Here is a 21133-nt window from a genome sequence, read left to right on the forward strand (position 1 = left end):
CGCAGCAGTCTCAAAACCGGCTGACGCGGGTTATCAGGCAAAACACGGACGCCGATGAGGGCCGCTTCGCGCCCCAACGGGAGCAAGCTCCCTCGCCACAAGGGGCGCGGCGGGTAAGTTCAAGAAGGAATGCGCATGACATTGACCGTCGACGCTTTGCTCAACCTGGCCATGGCCAACCCCATCAATGCCGAGATTACCGCGCGCCTGCCCGACCTTGGCGTGGACCAGTGCTTTCTCACGGCGGGCTGCCTGTTCCAGGCGGTGTGGAATCATCAGTCGAACCTGCCTGCTGACCAGGGCGTCAAAGACTACGACGTTTTCTACTTCGATACGGACCTGTCCTACGAGGCTGAGGATGCGGTGATCCGTGCGGCCGAGGTGCTGTTCAAGGACCTGGGCGTGAATGTTGAAGTGAAAAACCAGGCGCGGGTTCATCTGTGGTATGGCCAGCGGTTTGGTCGGCCGTATCCGCAGTTGCACACGGCCAAGCAGGGGATTGATCGTTACCTGGTGGCGGGTACGTGCATCGGCTTGGAGATTGCGACGGGTGAGGTGTATGCGCCGTATGGTTTGGAGGATGTGGAGCAGGGTGTGCTGCGCATCAACCCGCTGCATCCGGAGCGGGAGTTGTTCGTGCAGAAGGCCCGCAGTTATCAGGCGCGATGGCCTTGGCTGAACATCGTGATGCCCTGAATTGCAGTGAACTTTTACCCGTGTCCTACGCGTCCAAGCTTGAAATGCCCAGCCAAGGACCGACCATGACCTTCTTCATCTTCCTGCTCGCCTGCGCCGCCGCTGCCAGTACCGGCATCATCTTCAAACCCGGCGCCTGGTACGAATCCCTGGTCAAACCCAGCTTCACCCCGCCCAATTGGCTGTTCCCGGTGGCGTGGACGATCATCTACCTATTGCTGGCCTGGGCCGGTTATCGCCTGAGCCTTATCCCAGGTAGCCAAATGGTGTTGGCCCTGTGGGCGGCGCAGATTGCGTTGAATACGCTGTGGACGCCGGTGTTCTTCGGCGCCCATCGCTTACTGGCGGGGATGGTGATTATCGCGGTGCTGTGGGTGACCGTGGCGGCGATGGTGGTGCTGGCGGTGCGCCTGGACCTGATCACCGGCTTGATCCTGTTCCCTTACCTGGCGTGGCTGTGCGTGGCGGCAGCGCTGAATTTCTCGATCCTGCGGAATAACCGTTGATGGCCTACACACCCTGGCCCGCCAGCGAGCCTGAACGGGCCGAGATGCGCCGTTTCAACCAGAAACTCGCGTGGATGCCACGTTTTAAAATCCGCAATCGCGTTACGCCGCGCCTGATCCAGGCGTTGTTGCGCGCCAGTCAAAAGATCAAGCGGGCGCCGGTGGCTGAGACCCGACTCGTGGGTTCAGTCCCGGTGCGCATCCTGCGGCCGAGCGGCAAGCCCAAGGGCGTGGTGCTGGACATCCACGGCGGCGGCTGGGTGATCGGCAATGCGCAGATGAACGACGACCTCAACCTCGGCATGGTCAACGCCTGCGACGTGACGGTGGTGTCGGTGGACTATCGGCTGGCAGTCGACACGCCGGTCGAGGGCCTGATGGACGACTGCCTGGCGGCCGCCCGCTGGTTGCTGACCACCGATGAATTTGCCGACCTGCCGGTGATCGTGGTCGGCGAATCGGCCGGTGGGCATTTGGCGGCGGCGACGTTGCTGGCGTTGAAGCAATGGCCGGACGTGCTCACGCGTGTGAGCGCAGCGGTGCTGTATTACGGCGTCTACGACCTGACCGGTACCCCGAGCGTGCGCACGGCGGGGAAGCACACGTTGTTGCTGGACGGGCCGGGCATGGTCGAGGCACTGCGCAGGCTGACGCCGGGGTTGAGCGACGAGGAACGTCGCCAGCCGCCGTTGTCACCGTTGTATGGCGATTTCGAAGGCCTGCCTCCGGCGTTGATGTTTGTGGGGGAGTTGGACCCGTTGAAGGATGACACGCTGTTGATCGCTGAGCGGTGGCCGGGCGCTGAGGCGCACCTGTTGCCGGAGGCGGCGCATGGGTTTATTCATTTTCCGGTGGCGATGGGGGGGAGCGTGCTTGCTTATAGCCGCCAGTGGATCAGTGCCCGACTGGGGATGACGGCGGGATGATCATTCAAGCGGCCATGCCGACTCTAACTTGTGGTGAGCGGGCTTGCCCCGCGCCAGGGTCGCAACGGTACCCCAGACACACCGAGGCGCCGGGGGGTGGGGCGGCTTCGCCACCCAGCGCGGGGCAAGCCCGCTCACTACAGTGAGGGTGGCTGAAGCGGCGTCGCCGCAGAATCCGCCGCTGTGCGTTATACCGGCGGAAAGTCATCGTAGGATTTTGGAAGGTAGCCCCATATTCTCAGCACATCGGCCTTCACTTCAAATTCGAAGCCTATCTGCGAGACAATCTGAGAGATTTCGTCGGTATGGTCAATATACGTTCGTGGCAATAATACGCCCAACGAAGGCGCCTCTTGCCACACGCCGATGTCGAGCCATTCGACATACGCAAAAGGGAACGGCAGGTGGTAAAACCATTCCACATCCCATCCCGAGATATGGCCTGTGATGCATTTTGAGCGATACGAAGGTACCCACTCCGAGCGCTGGCGCATGTGTGTAATCAGTTCGTTCCACTTGGTGTTGTTTGCCGCGCCGGCCAGGTTTCTTGCCGCTACGGTGGTCTGGATGGTCTTGCGGTTTTTATCATTCTGTCGGGTGCCGGGGCCCGGTAGTTCATTCATATTTATCACTCTCGACTCACTCATTTGACTGATACGTTTGCGTGACTTCCAGCAGCTTAATGGTGGTCCAGGATATTGGGTTTTACTTTTTTTGCCTCCGGGAATTGTCTGAACGAGTAACCTGGCTATCTTTGCCAAGAGCGGGTTGGGAGCTTGAAACTTGGTGATCTGATCCGGCTGATCAGTTGCCTCTCTCACATAACAAGGACCCCCATGCGCGAATACACCATCAACTATCGGTTCAACGGCGAACCCCGCACCCATGCATTCGAACTCAACCAGCCTGAGTTGCGGGTACACGAGGCGGCGTTGCACCTGCTGCAGTTGCATTTTGGCGATGCGGAAAATGGCTTGATCCTGCCGCCTGCGGATGCGCTGCCGGAGCAAATTCTGGAGCAGGCGCAGGTGGTAGGGATTACGCAGATAGAGGTTGCATGAGCACAAGTCCCATTATTCAGACGGTCACGGCGGCGGATATCCCCGAGGTGCTGAGGTTCGTGCTGCACGCTCGTGCCGAGCTGTTTCCCACGCTCAGCGCCACAGGGATGCCGGCGGACCTGGCGCGGTTCGAGGCGGTTTATCTGCAGGGCGATGGGCGTTTTCTTATCGCGCGCGATGAGGGCCAAATCGTCGCCGCCATGGGTTATCTGCCCTATGACGGGCGTTTTGCGCAGTTGAATTACCAAGGCCGCAAGACGGTGGAAGTGGTGCGCTTGTTTGTAGCACCAGCGTTTCGCCGTTTTGGCTTGGCGGGGCAGTTGTACCGTGCGTTGGAAGCGATGGCGAAAGCCGATCGGGTGGAGGTGATGTACTTGCATACCCATCCGTTTTTGCCGGGGGCAATTGAATTTTGGGTTCGGCAGGGGTTTGAGGTCGTGGATGTGGAAGCAGACCCGGTGTGGCGGACGACGCATATGCACAGGGCTTTATAGATCAATGCTCCGGGGGGCTTATTGCTCTGGGGGGCTTATTGTAGTGAGCGGGCTTGCCCCGCGCTGGGCTGCGAAGCAGCCCCCTGAAGCCATACGCCCCGGTTCGACCTGGAGGAATGCAGCGGCCTTATTGGGGCTGCTGCGCAGCCCAGCGCGGGGCAAGCCCGCTCACTACAGTAACGCTTTACTCCGGCTTTAGATTGGGCGTAGCCGCAGGATTTGCGCCCCATCAAACGGGTCTGTCAGGTAGTGCGCTTGCACCCCAAACGTCTCCTGCAACCGCTGTGGCGTCAGCACGTCCAGGGGTTTGCCCAGCGCCACCAACCGCCCGTGGTCCAGCACCGCCAAGCGGTCACAGGTCAGCGCCTGGTTCAGGTCATGCAGGGCAATCAAGGTGGTGACAGGCAACCGTTGCACGCCCTCCAAAATCCCCAGTTGATGCTGGATATCCAGGTGATTGGTCGGCTCATCCAATAACAGGATCTGCGGCCGTTGCGCCAATGCACGGGCGATGTGCACGCGTTGGCGTTCACCGCCCGAGAGGCTGCGCCAGGCGCGCTGGCTCAGGTGGGTGGCGTCGACGTCATGCAAGGCCTGTTTCACGATGGCGTCGTCATCCAAGGACCACGGGCTCAACGCCGACAACCACGGCGTACGGCCCAGCGCCACGGCGTCGAACACGCGGATGGCGTCGTTTGTGTCGGCCTGTTGTTCCACCACCGCCAGTTGCTGCGCGATGTCGCGGCGGGACAGGCTGCCCAGGCGCCGGCCGCCCAGTAACACTTCGCCGGACGCGGGTGTACGCAGGCCGGCCAGCAGTTTGAGCAAGGTCGATTTGCCCGAGCCGTTCGGGCCGACGATGCCGAGGGTTTCGCCCAGGTGTACGTCCAGATGAATGTCGCGCAGCAGCTCGGCCTCGCGCACCTTGAAACCCAGCCCGGTGCAGCTCAGAACCGTCATCGCGCGTTCCTCCGGCCGATCAGGATCAGTGCAAACACCGGCGCGCCCACCAGCGCCGTGACCACGCCAACGGGAATCACCTGGCCCTTGATCAGCGTGCGTGACAGCACGTCCGCCGCAATCAAAAACAGTGCGCCACCCAAGGCGCTCGCCGGCAGCAGGCGCGAGTGCCCGGTGCCGAGCAGCAGGCGCACAGCATGCGGAATCACCAGCCCGACGAAGCCGATGGAGCCGACAATCGACACCATCACTGCCGTCACCAGGGCCGCGCAGCCCACCAGCACAAACTGCACCCGGCGCACCGGAATGCCGAGGGACGCTGCCGAGTCGCTGCCAAAGGTAAACGCATCCAGCGCCCGACGGTGCCACAGGCAAACGGCCAAACCCACGACCGCCACCGGCACCGCCAACCACACCGATGGCCAGCGCACGCCGCTGAGGTTGCCCAGCAGCCAAAACAGGATGCCGCGCGCCTGTTCGGAACTGGCCGATTTGGTGATCAGGAACGCGGTGAGCGCATTGAACAACTGCGAACCGGCAATGCCCGCGAGGATGATCTGGCCGGTGCCGCTGGCCGAACCGCTGGCGCGGGCCAGCAGGATCACCAGCGCAAACGCCGCCATCGCACCGACAAACGCGCCGGCGGACAACGAAATCAACCCGCCGCCCACGCCCATCAACGCCACCAATACCGCGCCGGTCGATGCGCCGGCGCTGATGCCCAGCAGGTACGGATCGGCCAGCGGGTTGCGCAACAGTGATTGCAGGATCACCCCGCACGTCGCTAACCCCGCACCGCAGGCGGCGGCGACCAGCGCGCGGGTGAGGCGGTAGTTCCACACCACGCCTTCATCAATGGGGTCGAGCACGTAGCCGGCCGCCCACAGTTTGTTGGCGAGCACCTGGAGCACGACCTGCGGCGAAATGGCGGTTTCGCCGATGGCCACGCCGGCGAGTACGGCGATCAGCAGCAATGCCAGGGCGAATAGGGTGCGCATCATTTTGGCAGGTCGTAGCCGTCGATGGCCGTGGCCAGTTGTTCAAGGCCGTCGAACATGCGGATGCTGGCCTGCAACGCCAGGGCGTCGAGGATGATGATGCGGTTGTTTTTCACCGCGTCCATGTTGCGGGTCACTGGGTCGCTGCGCAGGAAGGCGAGTTTCTTTTCATGGTCGTCGGCGGGGTAGCGGCGACGGTCCATGCGGGCGATCACCAGGAAGGTCGGGTTGGCCTTGGCAATGGTTTCCCAGCCGACGGCGGGCCACTCTTCATCGGACTGCACCACGTTGGACAGGCCGAGGGTTTGCAGCATGAACTGGGGAATGCCTTTGTGGCCGGCCACGTACGGGTCGCTGGCCATCTCCGAGCTGGAGAACCACACCAACGCGCTGGCCTGCTTGAGGCCTTTGCTCTGCACGGTGGCGACGGATTTGGCCAAGCGCGCCTTGAGTTCGTCGTTTAACTGCTGGCCGCGATCCTGTACGTCGAAGATCTGCGCCAATTGGCTGATGCTTTTATAAATGGTCTCGATACGGAACGGCTCCAGCCGCGTGCCGTCCGCGCCCACCAGGTTGTCCTTGCCTTCGCAGTCGGAGGGCAGCAGGTAGGTGGGGATCTTCAGTTCATGGAATTGCTCGCGGGTGCCGACCACGCCCTGCGGCCCGACCACCCATTCCAGCTCGGCGGCCACCAGTTGCGGGCGTTTGGCGATCACGGCTTCGAAGCTCGGCTCGTTGTTGGCCAGGCGCTCGATGCGGTCGTTCTGTGCCTTGTACTGCGGTAACACGCTGTTGAACCACAGCGAAGTGCCGACCACTTTATCGCCCACGCCCAAGGCGTAGAGCATCTCGGTAGCGGCTTGGCCGATGGTCACGCTGCGCGCCGGCGCCTGCTGGAAGGTGAGGCTACTGCCGCAGTTTTCCACGGTGAGTGGGTAGTGGGTGGGCGCGGCGTGGGCCAGGGCACAGAAGCCAATGCCGGTGAGCAGGGCGGTAACGCGTGGCAGCATGGGACGATCTCCGAGTGAACCGTACGTGCAACTGGGGAGGTACGGTTCGGAAATACACCCTCGAGCGCTGTGGTAGAGACAGGCAAGAATGTCCTTCCCGGACACCCCGCCGGTTAGTGATTGAGCTTGAGCCGGCAGGTCTCCTGACTGATGCGTCGTCGCCAGGCTCCGGCCTTCCCGGACAAGGTCCAGTGGCATCGAGGAGCAGGCTCAGCACCTACAGTTGCGGGGGCAGTTCCGATTGACGCGGGGGTACCGCGCTTCGGATTCCCTATTAGTCCCGTTTGGGAACCGGCGCGGTATGGTAGTCGATCGCGAGGTTGAACGGGAGGCCGTGACGCCAACGGTGGCTCTTTGGCGGTGGGGCTCCTATGATGCGCAGCCAATGGATCGCTTTATCACAAGGAATACACAGTGAAATTATTTCTCGCGTTCGCCCTCGTCGCCACGCTCGCCGGTTGTGCCACCCAGGGTAAATCTGAAAAGCAGATTCTTGACGAGGCCGCCACCGCGTATGTCGCGTCGATGCCGGCCGGGTCGGACAAGCTCCGTTTGCACACGATGAGCATCCCCAAAAGCGGGATGTTCGGCGATACCCTGGCGATTTCCATGGCGGGTGAGCAAAACGCCGCTCGCCTCAGGGGAGAGCTGCTCGATGCCAAACGCTTGGGCGATGTGTTCTTTTTGATTATCGGTGCCGGCACCCCGGTTGATGTTGCGGTGATCGGCAAAGCAGTCGAAGGGCAGGATTTGAAGGGGATGCAGATTTACTACTCGGGTACTGAGGCGCAGAAGGACACGGTGCGTGCGGCGGTCGAGAAAACGCAGGCGCAGTTTCATTACATCAATGCGCAATGAGGGTTTGCCCGTTGGCCTGATAACTCTGGGTACGGTGCTGGACCTGTGGCGAGGGAGCTTGCTCCCGCTGGCGCCCTGACCGCCGACCTGGATGTTGGGTCAGACCGGGTACATATCCGTTGCTGCGGTAACGGCCGCTGTGGGTTCCGCCCTTACGGCGGGTCACTTTTGGAAGAGCGCCAAAAGTAACCAAAAACGCTTCGCCCCAACACTCGGCACCTCGCTTAGGCTCGGTGTGCCCTCACTCCGGCTTGAATCCGTGGGCCGCCGCCACGCGCCATCCATGGCGCGGGGCGGCTAACCCGGCGTCCTGCCGGGTTACCCACGGATTCAAGCCTGCGTTCGGCCAGCGTGTTTGACGGGGCGCCTAAGATCAAAAGCACGATCAAGATCAAGATCAAGGTCAAGAGCGGCTCGCTTCGCATCGTGGTTGGCGTTGGTCGTTATCAACATGTGAGGGCTCGGTTAGAGACGAATGTCTTCTGGACCTTGTATCAGTGCTTCAATCCGCGTGCCGGTGGCGCGTTCTTCGTTGCTGAAACCGTCGTAGTCGGCCAGGTTGGCGAAGCGGATGCCGGTCAGGCGTTCGATCTGGATGACGCTGCGCTGGTAGGTCCGGAGTTGGCCGAACACCAGGTCGAGTTGGCCCAGTTCGCGGCTCTGGTCGATCATGTAGGCGCTGGCGGAAGGCTTGCCGTCGTCGCTGAGGTAGGCGACCACTTTCCAGAACGCCTTGGGGATTTTCACGCCCCGGTAGACGCGGTCGTCATCGGCGAATACCGGGCCGGTAAACACCGTGGCGCGGGCTTTCCAGCGCTGGGTGTTGTCGAGGATGTAGTCTTCGAGTTCCAGCCAGGTCTTCTGGTTGAACCCGCTCATCTGCGGCGAGCAGTTGGTGAAATGGAAGGTGTCGAGGTTGGCGGTTTTAGCGTCGTCGCCCCAGTTGGGGTCTTGGCGGCGTACCAGGTGGCCGCGATCCAGGCCGTTGCTGGCGTAGAGCGCTTCGCCCACCTGCGCGTCGATGGGCAGGCGGCCGTCATAGGCCCAGGTGTCGTTGCTGCGCACGATGTCCACAGGCTGCCCGCCGTCGATGTTGACGCCTACATACAGCGCGAGCCGTTTTGAGCGGGACATTGTTATCGAGAAGTGTGTGTAGTCCAGGCGCTCCTTCTGTGCATCCCCCGCCAAGGCCTCTTCAACCGTGGGCCAGGGCACCACGAAATTGCCGAGAAAGTCCTCTGTGTAGCCGCGCCGGTCCTTCAAGTCTTTGGCCGGTGTGACGTGGGGTGTCGCCGCCCTGGCCTCCAAGAGGGTGGGGCTGGGCGCAATCAACGGGCGCAGGTCGGCGAGCCGTGGACGGTGGGAAAGATCGATTTTGGCTTTACGGGCAGGCATCGGTAAGTCCTCCTTGGATAAACACGACTGCAACATAGGTTAATGACAATTGATGACACGCGTTAACGTCTCGGGGCTATCCTGAATCGGTTGCCTGGACGTTGTCACATACTCAATGGAGCCTGACCATGTGTGTTCGCCACCCCCGTCACCCGATTTTCTGCCTGATTCCGCCGTACATGCTCGACCAGATCGCACGTAATGGCGATAAGGCGCAACGGGATGTCGCATTGCGCACCCGCGCCAAGGACAGCACGTTCCGCTCGCTGCGCATGGTCGCGGTGCCCGCCAAGGGCCCGGCCCGCATGGCCTTGGTCATGGGCGCCGACAAACGGCGTTCGATCTACAGCGCCGAAGGCACCGATAGCCTGCCCGGCAAGCTGGTGCGTGGCGAAGGCCAGCCCGCCAGTGGTGATGCCGCGGTGGACGAGGCCTATGATGGCCTGGGCGCCACCTTCGATTTTTTCGATCAGGTGTTCGACCGTAACTCCATCGACGATGCCGGCATGGCCTTGGACGCTACCGTTCACTTTGGCCAGAACTACAACAATGCGTTCTGGAACTCGACCCAGATGGTGTTTGGTGATGGCGATGAGCAACTGTTCAATCGTTTCACGGTGGCGCTCGATGTGATTGGCCATGAGTTGGCCCATGGCGTGACCGAGGACGAGGCCAAACTGATGTATTTCAACCAATCCGGCGCGTTGAACGAGTCGCTGTCGGACGTGTTCGGTTCGTTGATCAAGCAATACGCGTTGAAGCAAACCGCAGAGGACGCCGATTGGCTGATCGGCAAAGGGCTGTTCACCAAAAAGATCAAAGGCACCGCCCTGCGCTCGATGAAAGCCCCCGGCACGGCGTTTGACGACAAACTGCTGGGCAAGGACCCTCAGCCGGGGCACATGGATGATTTTGTGCAGACCTACGAGGACAATGGCGGGGTGCATATCAATTCCGGCATTCCCAACCATGCGTTCTACCAGGTCGCGACAAAACTCGGCGGGTTTGCCTGGGAACGGGCTGGGCGCATCTGGTATGACGCGCTGCGCGATGCGCGGTTGCGGCCCAATTCGGGGTTCCTGCGTTTTGCGCGCATTACCTACGATGTTGCCGGTCGACTCTACGGCGCGAACAAGGATGAACAGAAGGCGGTCAAGGACGGTTGGAAGGCGGTCGGCATTTCTGTCTGACGTGAGGAACAACCATGCACATTTCGATCAAGGAAAACGGCGGGGCCGGGTATTTTCCGGGCCTGGCCAAGCCGCGTACGGTGGAACTGGCCACACTGCCCGAGCAGGACCAGCAGGAGTTGCGGCAGCTTATCGAGGCCGCCGACTTCTTCCAGCTGCCGCAAAGCAACGCACCGACCCCCGGTAATCCGGGCCAGGTGCATTACACGCTGACCGTGACAGAAGGCCAGCGCGAGCACACCGTCTGTGTGCTCGCGCCGGTGAAGTCGCAGGCGCTGGACGGCCTGGTGCAGTGCGTGCGGCGGCATATCCGTGATTGAGGTTCAGGTCGGGGCGTGCACCTTGTCCGCGAGAGACGCGCCCAGGCAGTAGAGCAACCCGCCCGCGATCACAAACAGCGCCAGCAGGTAGAACATGCAATGGGCCGGCTGTGACACCAGCACCATCCCGCACAGTACCGGCCCCAGTGCCGCGCCGACGTTGCCGAGGTTTTGCGCGCCGTAGTACATGCCGCGCAGATGATCGGGCGCGATGATGTCGATGAACATGTATTCGGCGGGGAACACGATGATTTCGCCCAGCGTGAAGATCGCCATGGACACCACCCAGAACGTCAGCGAGGTGGACAAGCCAAACCCCGCCAACCCGACGATGAACATCCCCAGCCCTCCGGCGAGCCACAGGTGCAAGTGTTGATGGGTGATCCGCTTGCCAATCATGTATTGCAGACTGATCACCATCAGCGCGTTGGTGGCCACCACGCTGCTGATAATCCGGTAGGCCGCCTCGGGCGTGGTGGTGACGACCAGGTATTGCGAGAGGTAAGCCGTGAACTGGCCAAACACCACGGCGCTGAGGATGCCGCCCAAGGTAAAGCACACCAGGCGGCAGTCCCTCAGCAGTAATTTGCCCACCGCCAGGAAGGGCGCGGCGGGCTGGCTGGCGTGGGTTGGCGCCCAGTGCCTGTCGCCCCACACGCAATAAACCATGAAGAACCCGGCCCCAAGCCCCGCCGAGGCCAAAAAGGGCAGGCTGATGGCCAGTGCGGCTAGCCCAGCACCGAGGAACGGGCCGACGGCATAGCCGATATTGGTCAGGGTGTATTTGATCGAAAACGCTTCGCTGCGCGCCTCGGCGGGAAGCAGTCGGCCAAACCCGGATTTGACCGCGATATCGATGACGGCGTAGGCCAGGTTGATCGCGACCAGGCAGACGTAGAACACCCACAGATCCTGAGCGATAAACGCCCCCAAAAAACCGCCGGTGAACACCGCGCAACAGCCGAGGATCAGGCGGTGACCGGGCAGGCTGTCCACCAGAAAGCCGCCATACAGGCTTAACAAAGAGCCGATGATCAGCGAGCCGCCGATCACCAGGCCGATGTCGGCGACGCCCAACTGGAACTGGCTCGACAGGTAGATCACCAGATAGGGCAGGGTGATCGCCCTCGCGAGCGTCAGCACCAGGGACGCGCCCAGTAGCAGGTTGACGGCCAGGGGGTAGTTTTTCAGCGTGGTCAGCATCCGAGCCTCAGTGCCAGGGTTTATCCGGTCATAGCTTACTGTTGAGCTGATTTCTGATTTAGGATGCTTTTTACAAAGTTGCCTGAACTGAATTCACCAATACAGGATGTGCATGTTTTCTTCCGAACGCTTGAAGGGTATCGATGTGTTTGTGTGTGTCTCGGACCACGGCAGCTTTACCGCCGCCGCCGAGAAAATGAACCTGACCGCCTCGGCCATCAGTAAAAGCATCGCGCGGCTGGAAAAACGCTTGGGTGTTCGGCTGTTCCAGCGCACCACGCGGCGCTTGTCCCTCACCGATGCCGGTGTGGCGTTTTACCGGACGTGCACGGGCGTACTGGCCGACTTGGAAGAGGCCGAGCTTTTACTGCACGTGGAAAATACCGAGGCCCGCGGTCGTGTGCGCATCGACCTGCCCAGCGCATTGGGGCGCGCGCAGGTACTGCCGGTGTTACTGCCTTTTTTGCAGGCGCATCCGCTGCTATTGGCGCACTTCACGTTTGGCGACGGGTTCATCGAGCCGTTCGAGGAAGGCGTGGACATTGTGGTGCGTATCGGCGGCACGAATGCCTGGCCGGAAACCGTCGGGCAGCGTGTGCTCGCCCATGAATGGCATAGCTTGTATGCCTCGCCGGTCTACTTGTCGCGGCACGGCACCCCGCTGTCGGAAGACGATCTTGAGCACCATCAGTGCATCGCCTACGGCTGGGTGGACGGGCGCATCAGCCCATGGAATTTCGCGGATGAACAGGGCGCTCCCCGACGCCGGCAGATCACCCCGCAACTGGTGGTGGGCAATGGAGACGGGCTGTTGATGGCCGCCTTGGCCGGTTGCGGCATCGTGCAATTGCCCTCGTGGATGGTCCAGCAACCGCTGCAGGAAGGGACGCTGGTCGAGGTGTTGCCCCACCTGGCCACCCAAGGGGCGGCAATCACGTTGGGCTGGGTCAAAAGCCGCCAGGCGTTGCCCAAGGTACGCGTGGTACTGGAGGCATTGGTGGCCGGGCTTGGGAAGCAATAGCTTCAGGTGATTTAACTGGGGGGAGGGGGCAAGCCCTAATGCCAGTCAGCTAAGGGCATTAGGGCTTGCCCCTCCCACAGTTGAGCGGTGCCGTTGCGACAGGCGGTGAGGCTTCGCTTACTTGCGATCCAGCCACACCGTCTGCGCGTTGCAGAATTCCCGCACGCCGAAGTGCGACAACTCACGCCCGAAGCCGCTCTTCTTGATCCCCCCAAACGCTACCCGAGGGTCGGAGACGCTGAAGGCGTTGACGAAAACACCGCCGGTTTCCAGTTGGTTGGCGATGTCCCGTGCCTTCGCCGCGTCGGTGGTGAAGATGCTGGCGGTGAGGCCGAACTCGCTGTCATTCGCCAGGGCCACGGCGTGGTCGGCGTCGCGGGCGGTGATGATCGAGGCAACGGGACCGAACAGTTCCTGTTTGAACGAGGTCATCTGGTCGGTGACGTTGGCCAGTACGGTCGGTGCGTAGTAATTGCCGGCGCCGGGCACTTTGTGGCCGCCCAGCAGCAGGGTCGCCCCTTCTTCCAGCGTGGCCTGGACCTGGCCGTGCAGCTCGTCACGCAAATCGAAACGGGCCATCGGGCCGATGTAGGTGGCCGCTGATGTCGGGTCGCCCATGACCAAGGCACGGCTGGCGTCGAGGAATTTGGCGGTGAAGGCTTCTACCACACCCTCCTCGATGATCAGGCGCTTGGCGGCGGCGCAGACCTGGCCGCTGTTCTGGAAGCGGCCGATCAGTGCGGCTTGCACAGCGGCGTCGAGGTCGGCGTCGTTGAGCACGATGAAGGGGTCGGAGCCGCCCAGCTCCAGCACGCATTTTTTCAGCGCAGCACCGGCTTGTGAACCGATGGCGATCCCGGCACGCACGCTGCCGGTGAGGGTGACGGCGGCGATACGTGGGTCGGCGATGGCTGCGGACACGCCGTCGTTGGCCACGTTGATCACTTCGAACAGGCCTTCCGCAAAGCCCGCTTTTTGGAAGGCCTGCTTGATCAGGTAGGCGCTGCCCATCACGTTCGGGGCGTGTTTGAGCACGTAGGTGTTGCCGGCGAGCATGGTCGGCACGGCGCCACGCAGCACTTGCCACACCGGGAAGTTCCACGGCATCACGGCGAGAATAGGGCCCAGCGGGCGGTACTCGATCTGGGCGCTGCCGTTGTCCACCAGGGTCGGTTCTGGAGCGAGCATGGCCGGGCCATGGGCGGCGTACCATTCGCTGAGCAGCGCGCACTTCTCGATTTCGGCACGGGCCTGGGCGATGGGTTTGCCCATCTCCAGGGTGATCATCTGCGCCATGTCTTGGGCTTGCTCGCGCAAGGCGCCGGCCAGGGCCAGCAGCCTTTCGGCGCGCTGGCTCACCGGCTGGCGGCGCCAGGTGCGGAAGGCTTCGGTGGCGCGGTCGAGGGCGGCGTCCAGTTGCAACGCGCTTTCGTAGGGGTAGCTGCCGACTGTTTCGCCAGTGGCGGGGTTGATCGACAGGGCGTGAGTCTGATGAGAAATAGCGTTCATGGCACCGTCCGGCTGAATGAGTGGAATGGGGTAAGCCTACGGGGATGCATGTTTTCTGGAAACTGAATAATATTAAGCAATACGTTCACGATTGGAGAATGACTTGGATCTGGTGCAGCTGGAAATCTTCAAGGCCGTTGCCGAGCAAGGCAGCATCAGCGCCGCCGCGCAGTTGATTCATCGCGTGCCATCGAACCTGACCACGCGCATCAAGCAACTGGAGCAGGACCTGGGTGTGGAATTGTTTATCCGCGAGAAAAGTCGCCTGCGCCTGTCACCGGCCGGGTGGAATTTCCTCGGCTATACGCGGCGCATCCTCGACCTGGTGCAGGAAGCCCGCGCGACGGTGGCGGGGGAGGAGCCCCAGGGCGCGTTTGCCCTCGGTTCGCTGGAGAGCACCGCGGCCGTGCGTATCCCGGCGTTGCTGGCGGCGTATAACCAGAAGCACACCAAGGTTGAGTTGGACCTGAGCACCGGGCCCTCGGGCACGATGATCGAGGGCGTGCTGTCGGGGCGGCTGACGGCTGCGTTCGTCGACGGGCCGGTGCTGCATTCCACCTTGGAAGGCGTGGCAGTGTTTGAGGAGGAGATGGTGGTGATCGCGCCGCTGCATCACGCGCCCATCACCCGGGGCCAGGACGTGAATGGTGAGAACATCTACACCTTCCGCTCCAACTGTTCCTATCGGCACCACTTCGAGCGCTGGTTCTCACAGGACGGCGCGGTGCCAGGCAAGATTTTCGAGATTGAGTCCTATCACGGCATGCTCGCCTGCGTCAGCGCCGGCGCCGGATTGGCGTTGATGCCGCGCAGCATGCTGGAGAGCATGCCGGGGTTTACCACGGTGAGCCTGTGGCCGCTGACGGACAGTTTTCGCACGCTGCATACCTGGCTGATCTGGCGCCGGGGCACGGTGTCGCAGAGTTTGAACAGCTTCGTGAAGTTGCTGGAGGAATGCGACCTGGTTGACTCCTAGATCTAATGTGGGAGGTATCAGCCGCCGAATTGCAGGGTGCCCATGGCCAATTTCGCCATGATCGCCGTCGCGCCCAATTGCACCAGCCACAGCGCCAGTCCACCGAGGAACACACCCAGTGCCACTTGCAGCACCAGGCTCTTCTGGCGCTTGGCTTGCGGCGCGCGTGGGGTGAAGTGGTCCAGCTCGTCGCGGTCGGCACGCAGGTCCAGGTCTTCGTTTCTCATAGGGATCTCACAACAAAGGGGCAATCGACGGTCAGTTTAGGGGCTGAGTGCTGCGCCCAGTGAATTTTTTGCAAACGATGCAATTCCCGTGGCGAGCGCTGAACCTGTGGTGAGCGAGCTTGCTCGCGCTGGGGCGCGCAGCGGCCCCTTGTTCAGGCACCGCGTTCTCTCAGGAAGTTCCAGGTGGCAGGGGATGGGGCTGCTGCGCAGCCCAGCGCGAGCAAGCTCGCTCACCACAGGTTCGGCATTCGCCCATAAAAAAGGGAAGCCGTGAATGGCTTCCCTTTCATCACACCTGTTTCAGGCTTACAACACTTGAACAATCGCCTTGGTCACCGCACCAATGTTCGACTGGTTCAACGCCGCCACACAGATACGCCCGGTATCCAGTGCGTAGATGCCAAACTCGCTGCGCAAGCGGGTGACTTGCTCAACGGTCAAGCCGGAGTAGGAGAACATCCCACGTTGACGGCCGACGAAGCTGAAGTCGTGGCCCGGAGCCGCCTTGGCCAGTTCGGCGACCATCTGCTCGCGCATGCCACGGATGCGCAGGCGCATTTCAGCCAGCTCGGCTTCCCACTGGGCGCGCAGCTCAGGGTTGTTCAGTACCGCTGCCACGATGGCCGCGCCGTGGGTCGGCGGATTGGAGTAGTTGGTGCGGATCACACGCTTGACCTGGGACAGGATGCGCGCGCTTTCTTCCTTGGATTCACTGACGATCGACAGTGCGCCAACGCGCTCGCCGTACAGGGAGAACGACTTGGAGAACGAGCTGGACACAAAGAAGGTCAGGCCCGACTCAGCGAACAGGCGCACCGCGGCGGCGTCTTCGTGGATGCCATCGCCAAAGCCCTGGTAGGCCATGTCGAGGAACGGCACCAGGTTCTTGGCCTTGACCACGTCCAGCACGTTCTGCCAGTCGGCCGGGCTCAGGTCGACGCCGGTCGGGTTGTGGCAGCAGGCGTGCAGCACCACGATGGACTGTGGCGGCAGGGCATTGAGGTCATCGAGCAGGCCGGCACGGTTCACGTCGTGGGTGGCGGCGTCGTAGTAGCGGTAGTTCTGCACCGGGAAACCGGCCGTTTCGAACAGCGCGCGGTGGTTTTCCCAGCTCGGGTCGCTGATGGCGACGACGGCGTTGGGTAGCAGCTGCTTGAGGAAGTCGGCGCCGATTTTCAGCGCGCCGGTGCCGCCGACCGCTTGTACGGTGACGACGCGGTTGGCTTCGAGCAGGGGCGACTCAGCGCCGAACAGCAGGGTTTGCACGGCCTTGTCGTAGGCCGCGATGCCGTCGATCGGCAAGTAGCCACGGGCGGCGTGTTGCGCCACGCGAATGGCTTCCGCTTCGGCAACGGCACGCAAGAGTGGAATCTTCCCCTCCTCGTCGCAGTAAACGCCCACGCCAAGGTTGACCTTGGTGGTCCGTGTGTCGGCGTTGAATGCTTCGTTGAGGCCCAGGATAGGATCGCGTGGTGCCATTTCGACAGCGGAGAACAGGCTCATTTTTGCGGCAGCTCTATGGGGGAATGGAGGGACGTGTCGCGCTCCAGCCGAATGCACTAGAGCGGTGCACAAACGGGGAGCTAGTATAGAGGCCCTCACTGCCGAGGGCGACCACCGAAACGGCTTTTCGGCCAAGTTTTTCGGTTTATTTGCCGACCGTTAGTCTTATTGCAACGTTGATCGTAGACGGCAGTCAGGACGATTGCCTTGAAACCCGCCACATTCGCCACCACTTCTATGGCTATCATGGTTTTTTCCTACGATCCGCGCTGAATCTTCGCGGGTGGTGGTCTATTTCGTCCTCGACGGGTTTACAGTCTGGGGTGACTACACGAGGTACGTTATGTCGGATTTCCAACTCGTCACCCGCTTTGAACCCGCTGGCGATCAGCCGGAAGCCATTCGCCAGATGGTCGAAGGCATCGAGGCCGGCCTGGCCCACCAGACGCTGCTCGGGGTGACCGGTTCGGGCAAGACCTTCAGCATCGCCAACGTGATCGCGCAGATCAACCGCCCCACCCTGGTGCTGGCGCCGAACAAAACCCTGGCCGCGCAGCTCTACGGCGAGTTCAAGGCGTTCTTCCCGAACAACGCGGTGGAGTATTTCGTTTCCTATTACGACTACTACCAGCCCGAAGCCTACGTGCCGTCTTCCGATACCTTTATCGAGAAGGATGCGTCGATCAACGACCACATCGAGCAGATGCGGCTGTCGGCGACCAAGGCGCTGCTGGAGCGCAAGGACGCGATCATCGTCACCACGGTGTCGTGCATCTACGGCCTGGGCAGCCCGGAAACCTATTTGAAGATGGTGCTGCACGTTGATCGCGGCGACAAGCTCGACCAGCGCGAGCTGCTGCGTCGGCTGACCAGCTTGCAATACACCCGCAACGACATGGACTTTGCCCGCGCCACCTTCAGGGTGCGTGGTGACGTGATCGACATCTACCCGGCCGAATCCGACCTGGAAGCGATCCGCATCGAACTGTTTGACGATGAAGTCGAGAGCCTGTCGGCCTTCGACCCGTTGACCGGCGAAGTGATCCGCAAGCTGCCGCGCTTCACCTTCTATCCGAAAAGCCACTACGTGACCCCGCGTGAAACCCTTATGGGCGCCATCGAGGGCATCAAGGTCGAGTTGGCCGAGCGCCTGGAGTACCTGCGCTCCAACAACAAGCTGGTGGAAGCCCAGCGCCTGGAGCAGCGCACCCGCTTTGACCTGGAGATGATCCTGGAGCTGGGGTACTGCAACGGTATCGAAAACTACTCGCGCTACCTGTCGGGCCGTGAATCCGGCGCGCCGCCGCCGACCCTCTACGATTACCTGCCGCCCGACGCGCTGCTGGTGATCGACGAGTCCCACGTCAGCGTGCCGCAGGTCGGCGCGATGTATAAGGGCGACCGCTCGCGTAAAGAAACCCTGGTGGAATACGGTTTCCGCCTGCCGTCGGCGCTGGATAACCGGCCGATGCGCTTTGACGAGTGGGAAGCCATCAGCCCGCAAACCATTTTTGTGTCGGCCACGCCGGGCAACTACGAGGCCGAGCATGCGGGCCGCGTGATCGAGCAACTGGTGCGTCCGACGGGGCTGGTCGACCCGGAAATCGAAATCCGCCCGGCGTTGACCCAGGTGGATGACTTGCTCTCGGAAATCACCAAGCGCGTGGCCCTTGAAGAGCGGGTGCTGGTCACCACGCTGACCAAGCGCATGTCCGAAGACTTGACCGACTACCTGGCCGACCACGGCGTGCGCGTACGCTACCTGCACTCGGACATCGACACTGTGGAACGGGTGGAAATCATCCGCGACCTGCGCCTGGGCACCTTCGATGTACTGGTGGGGATCAACCTGCTGCGCGAAGGCCTGGACATGCCGGAAGTGTCGCTGGTGGCGATCCTTGATGCCGACAAAGAAGGCTTCCTGCGCTCCGAGCGCTCGTTGATCCAGACCATCGGCCGCGCCGCGCGGAACCTCAACGGCCGGGCGATTCTTTATGCGGACCGCATCACCGGGTCTATGGAGCGCGCGATTGGCGAGACCCAACGCCGTCGCGACAAGCAGATTGCCTTCAACCTGGAAAATGGCATCACCCCGAAAGGCGTGTTCAAGGACGTCGCCGACATCATGGAAGGCGCCACCGTGCCCGGCTCGCGCAGCAAGAAGCGTAAGGGCATGGCCAAGGCTGCCGAGGAAAGCGCCAAGTACGAAAACGAACTGCGCTCGCCGAGTGAGATCACCAAGCGGATTCGACAGCTGGAAGAGAAGATGTACCAGTTGGCGCGGGACCTGGAGTTTGAGGCGGCGGCGCAGACGCGGGATGAGATTGGCAAGTTGCGTGAGCGCTTGCTTGCCGTCTGATTTACGGTGGTTTTACCGGCCTCATCGGGGGCAAGCCCCCTCCCACACTGGACCGCATTTCCATGTTGGACCTCGGTCAAATGTGGGAGGGGGCTTGCCCCCGATGGCCGCGCCTCGGTTTTCCAGAAATCACCCAGGCTGTTACCATTCGCCCCTTGTTTCAATTTTCAGTTTTATCGCCCATTCGAGACCAGCCATGACCACCGTCCGCACGCGCATTGCGCCATCGCCTACTGGGGATCCCCACGTCGGCACTGCTTACATCGCCTTGTTCAACTACTGCTTTGCCAAGCAGCACGGCGGTGAATTCATCCTGCGGATCGAAGACACCGATCAACTGCGCTCCACCCGTGAGTCGGAACAGCAGATTTTCGATGCCTTGCGCTGGCTGGGCATTACCTGGGCGGAAGGCCCGGACGTTGGCGGCCCGCACGGCCCGTATCGCCAGAGCGAGCGCAGCGACATCTACAAGCAGTACACCCAGCAACTGGTCGATATGGGCCACGCGTTCCCGTGCTTCTGCACCGCCGAAGAACTGGACCAGATGCGCGCCGAGCAACAGGCCCGTGGCGAAACCCCGCGCTATGACGGCCGCGCGCTGCTGCTGTCGAAGGAAGAAGTGGCCCAGCGCCTGGCGGCTGGCGAACCTCACGTGATCCGCATGAAAGTGCCGAGCGAAGGCGTGTGCGTGGTGCCGGACATGCTGCGCGGCGACGTCGAGATCCCTTGGGACCGCATGGACATGCAGGTGCTGATGAAGACCGACGGCCTGCCGACGTACTTCCTGGCCAACGTGGTCGACGACCACTTGATGGGCATCACCCACGTACTGCGCGGCGAAGAATGGTTGCCATCGGCACCGAAACTGATCCTGCTCTACGAATACTTCGGCTGGGAACAACCGCAGCTGTGCTACATGCCGCTGCTGCGTAACCCGGACAAGAGCAAGCTGTCCAAGCGCAAGAACCCGACCTCGGTGACCTTCTACGAGCGCATGGGCTTCATGCCTGAGGCGATGCTCAACTATCTGGGGCGCATGGGCTGGTCGATGCCGGACGAGCGCGAGAAGTTCTCGCTGCAGGAAATGGTCGACAACTTCGACCTGTCCCGCGTGTCGCTGGGCGGGCCGATCTTCGACATCGAGAAACTGTCGTGGCTCAACGGCCAGTGGCTGCGTGACTTGCCGGTCGAGGAGTTCGCCAGCCGCGTGCAGCAGTGGGCGTTGAACCCTGAGTACATGATGAAGATCGCGCCGCTGGTGCAGGGCAGGGTGGAGACGTTCAGCCAGGTCGCGCCTTTGGCCAGTTTCTTCTTTGCCGGTGGCGTTAATCCGGATCCCAAGCTGTTCGAGTCCAAGAAGCTCTCGGGCGACCAGGTTCGCCAGTTGATGCAGTTGATCCTGTGGAAGCTGGAAAGCCTGCGCCAGTGGGAGAAGGATGCGATCACCGCGACGATCCAGGCGGTGGTGGAATCCCTGGAATTGAAACTGCGCGACGCCATGCCGCTGATGTTCGCCGCGATCACCGGGCAGGCCAGTTCGGTGTCGGTGCTGGATGCAATGGAAATCCTCGGCCCGGACCTGACGCGTTTCCGTCTGCGCCAAGCCCTTGATTTGCTTGGTGGTGTATCGAAGAAAGAAAACAAAGAGTGGGAAAAACTGCTGGGCGCTATCGCCTGAGCAAGCGGTTGAAACGACGAAACCCCGGTTTTCCGGGGTTTCGCCGGTAAGTGATTGTTATCCCGGCAAAAAATTTTGGAAATTGTTGAAAATAAATTTGACACACTTCCAAACCGCCATTAAGATTCGCCCCGTCCTCACCGATGAGGGGCTATAGCTCAGCTGGGAGAGCGCTTGCATGGCATGCAAGAGGTCAACGGTTCGATCCCGTTTAGCTCCACCAATTTGTAGGTTCAAGGTCTG

General features: G+C 61.7%; 21 protein-coding genes, 1 tRNA gene and 1 riboswitch. Of the genes, 13 read left to right on the forward strand and 9 right to left on the reverse strand.

All coding sequences use genetic code 11. From position 1 onward, the window contains the following. Positions 1-135: 135 nt before the first annotated feature. The 3 genes from QCBJ_RS29005 to QCBJ_RS29015 all read left to right on the forward strand — a co-directional run bounded on the left by QCBJ_RS29005 (position 136) and on the right by QCBJ_RS29015 (position 2128). A complete protein-coding gene (locus tag QCBJ_RS29005) occupies positions 136-696 on the forward strand; it encodes a nucleotidyltransferase family protein (RefSeq protein WP_046036617.1) in 561 nt (186 codons plus the stop codon). A gap of 65 nt (positions 697-761) precedes the next feature. Further along, a complete protein-coding gene (locus QCBJ_RS29010) occupies positions 762-1202 on the forward strand; it encodes a TspO/MBR family protein (RefSeq protein WP_046036618.1) in 441 nt (146 codons plus the stop codon). Beyond that, complete coding sequence (locus QCBJ_RS29015; protein ID WP_102062115.1) at positions 1202-2128, forward strand: alpha/beta hydrolase fold domain-containing protein; 927 nt, start codon at positions 1202-1204, stop codon at positions 2126-2128. The genes QCBJ_RS29010 and QCBJ_RS29015 overlap by 1 nt, the downstream gene beginning before the upstream one ends. A 188-nt stretch (positions 2129-2316) precedes the next feature. Here QCBJ_RS29015 and QCBJ_RS29020 read toward each other — a convergent pair whose 3' ends face one another. After that, positions 2317-2751 carry a DUF6678 family protein gene (locus tag QCBJ_RS29020; protein ID WP_102062116.1) on the reverse strand — a complete coding sequence of 145 codons (435 nt, stop codon included), beginning with the start codon at positions 2749-2751 and terminating at the stop codon, positions 2317-2319. A gap of 213 nt (positions 2752-2964) precedes the next feature. Here QCBJ_RS29020 and QCBJ_RS29025 point away from each other — a divergent pair, with 213 nt between their 5' ends. Next, positions 2965-3189, forward strand: coding sequence for a hypothetical protein (locus QCBJ_RS29025; RefSeq protein ID WP_102062117.1), 225 nt, complete (start codon positions 2965-2967; stop codon positions 3187-3189). Next, positions 3186-3683, forward strand: a complete 498-nt coding sequence (locus tag QCBJ_RS29030; RefSeq protein WP_102062118.1) for a GNAT family N-acetyltransferase — start codon at positions 3186-3188, stop codon at positions 3681-3683. Before QCBJ_RS29025 ends, QCBJ_RS29030 begins: the two co-directional genes overlap by 4 nt. Before the next feature lie 195 nt (positions 3684-3878). Here QCBJ_RS29030 and QCBJ_RS29035 read toward each other — a convergent pair whose 3' ends face one another. Genes QCBJ_RS29035 through QCBJ_RS29045 form a run of 3 tightly spaced genes read right to left on the reverse strand, consistent with a single transcriptional unit; the run spans position 3879 to position 6651 of the window. Then, positions 3879-4643, reverse strand: coding sequence for an ABC transporter ATP-binding protein (locus tag QCBJ_RS29035; protein WP_102062119.1), 765 nt, complete (start codon positions 4641-4643; stop codon positions 3879-3881). Continuing rightward, positions 4640-5644 (reverse strand): iron ABC transporter permease, encoded by a 1005-nt coding sequence (locus QCBJ_RS29040; RefSeq protein ID WP_015884998.1) that lies wholly within the window; start codon positions 5642-5644, stop codon positions 4640-4642. The genes QCBJ_RS29035 and QCBJ_RS29040 overlap by 4 nt, the downstream gene beginning before the upstream one ends. Next, complete coding sequence (locus QCBJ_RS29045; protein WP_102062120.1) at positions 5641-6651, reverse strand: ABC transporter substrate-binding protein; 1011 nt, start codon at positions 6649-6651, stop codon at positions 5641-5643. The genes QCBJ_RS29040 and QCBJ_RS29045 overlap by 4 nt, the downstream gene beginning before the upstream one ends. Before the next feature lie 115 nt (positions 6652-6766). Beyond that, positions 6767-6962: riboswitch (cobalamin riboswitch) on the reverse strand. 103 nt (positions 6963-7065) lie between these two features. Between QCBJ_RS29045 and QCBJ_RS29050 the strand changes: the two genes are divergently transcribed. Continuing rightward, the gene (locus tag QCBJ_RS29050) at positions 7066-7509 is read left to right on the forward strand and encodes a hypothetical protein (protein ID WP_015884996.1); all 444 of its coding nucleotides are present in this window, start codon (positions 7066-7068) and stop codon (positions 7507-7509) included. A 465-nt stretch (positions 7510-7974) separates the two neighbouring features. Here QCBJ_RS29050 and QCBJ_RS29055 read toward each other — a convergent pair whose 3' ends face one another. Next, on the reverse strand, positions 7975-8904 hold the full coding sequence (locus tag QCBJ_RS29055; protein ID WP_102062121.1) for a DNA/RNA non-specific endonuclease: 930 nt from the start codon (positions 8902-8904) through the stop codon (positions 7975-7977). A gap of 128 nt (positions 8905-9032) precedes the next feature. On the opposite strand from QCBJ_RS29055, the gene QCBJ_RS29060 reads away from it, so the two are divergent. Next, positions 9033-10094 (forward strand): M4 family metallopeptidase, encoded by a 1062-nt coding sequence (locus QCBJ_RS29060; protein ID WP_015884994.1) that lies wholly within the window; start codon positions 9033-9035, stop codon positions 10092-10094. 14 nt (positions 10095-10108) lie between these two features. Beyond that, on the forward strand, positions 10109-10414 hold the full coding sequence (locus tag QCBJ_RS29065) for a protealysin inhibitor emfourin (RefSeq protein ID WP_015884993.1): 306 nt from the start codon (positions 10109-10111) through the stop codon (positions 10412-10414). A 3-nt stretch (positions 10415-10417) separates the two neighbouring features. Here QCBJ_RS29065 and QCBJ_RS29070 read toward each other — a convergent pair whose 3' ends face one another. Continuing rightward, positions 10418-11617 (reverse strand): MFS transporter, encoded by a 1200-nt coding sequence (locus tag QCBJ_RS29070; RefSeq protein ID WP_102062122.1) that lies wholly within the window; start codon positions 11615-11617, stop codon positions 10418-10420. A 112-nt stretch (positions 11618-11729) separates the two neighbouring features. Here QCBJ_RS29070 and QCBJ_RS29075 point away from each other — a divergent pair, with 112 nt between their 5' ends. Continuing rightward, on the forward strand, positions 11730-12638 hold the full coding sequence (locus QCBJ_RS29075) for a LysR family transcriptional regulator (RefSeq protein WP_102062123.1): 909 nt from the start codon (positions 11730-11732) through the stop codon (positions 12636-12638). A 117-nt stretch (positions 12639-12755) separates the two neighbouring features. Here the strand turns inward: QCBJ_RS29075 and QCBJ_RS29080 are convergent, their stop codons facing one another. Continuing rightward, the gene (locus QCBJ_RS29080) at positions 12756-14147 is read right to left on the reverse strand and encodes an aldehyde dehydrogenase family protein (protein ID WP_102062124.1); all 1392 of its coding nucleotides are present in this window, start codon (positions 14145-14147) and stop codon (positions 12756-12758) included. Positions 14148-14250: 103 nt separating this feature from the next. Here QCBJ_RS29080 and QCBJ_RS29085 point away from each other — a divergent pair, with 103 nt between their 5' ends. After that, entirely contained in the window at positions 14251-15123 is an 873-nt protein-coding gene (locus QCBJ_RS29085) for a LysR family transcriptional regulator (protein ID WP_102062125.1), read from the forward strand. A 17-nt stretch (positions 15124-15140) separates the two neighbouring features. Here the strand turns inward: QCBJ_RS29085 and QCBJ_RS29090 are convergent, their stop codons facing one another. Both QCBJ_RS29090 and QCBJ_RS29095 read right to left on the reverse strand, forming a co-directional pair. Further along, positions 15141-15350: a hypothetical protein gene (locus tag QCBJ_RS29090; protein WP_046035306.1), complete on the reverse strand. Its 210-nt coding sequence runs from the start codon at positions 15348-15350 to the stop codon at positions 15141-15143. 306 nt (positions 15351-15656) lie between these two features. Then, entirely contained in the window at positions 15657-16853 is a 1197-nt protein-coding gene (locus QCBJ_RS29095; RefSeq protein WP_015884988.1) for an amino acid aminotransferase, read from the reverse strand. Between the two features lie 343 nt (positions 16854-17196). Here QCBJ_RS29095 and uvrB point away from each other — a divergent pair, with 343 nt between their 5' ends. The 3 genes from uvrB (at position 17197) to QCBJ_RS29110 (ending at position 21113) form a co-directional block, all read left to right on the forward strand. Continuing rightward, the gene (gene uvrB / locus QCBJ_RS29100; RefSeq protein ID WP_010209048.1) at positions 17197-19212 is read left to right on the forward strand and encodes an excinuclease ABC subunit UvrB; all 2016 of its coding nucleotides are present in this window, start codon (positions 17197-17199) and stop codon (positions 19210-19212) included. Between the two features lie 196 nt (positions 19213-19408). Further along, positions 19409-20890 carry a glutamate--tRNA ligase gene (gene gltX, locus QCBJ_RS29105; RefSeq protein ID WP_015884987.1) on the forward strand — a complete coding sequence of 494 codons (1482 nt, stop codon included), beginning with the start codon at positions 19409-19411 and terminating at the stop codon, positions 20888-20890. Positions 20891-21037: 147 nt separating this feature from the next. After that, positions 21038-21113 (forward strand) — tRNA-Ala (locus tag QCBJ_RS29110). The last annotated feature ends 20 nt before the right edge of the window (positions 21114-21133 follow it).

The organism is Pseudomonas sp. QC2 (genome assembly GCF_002859085.1).
GTDB lineage: Bacteria > Pseudomonadota > Gammaproteobacteria > Pseudomonadales > Pseudomonadaceae > Aquipseudomonas > Aquipseudomonas petroselini.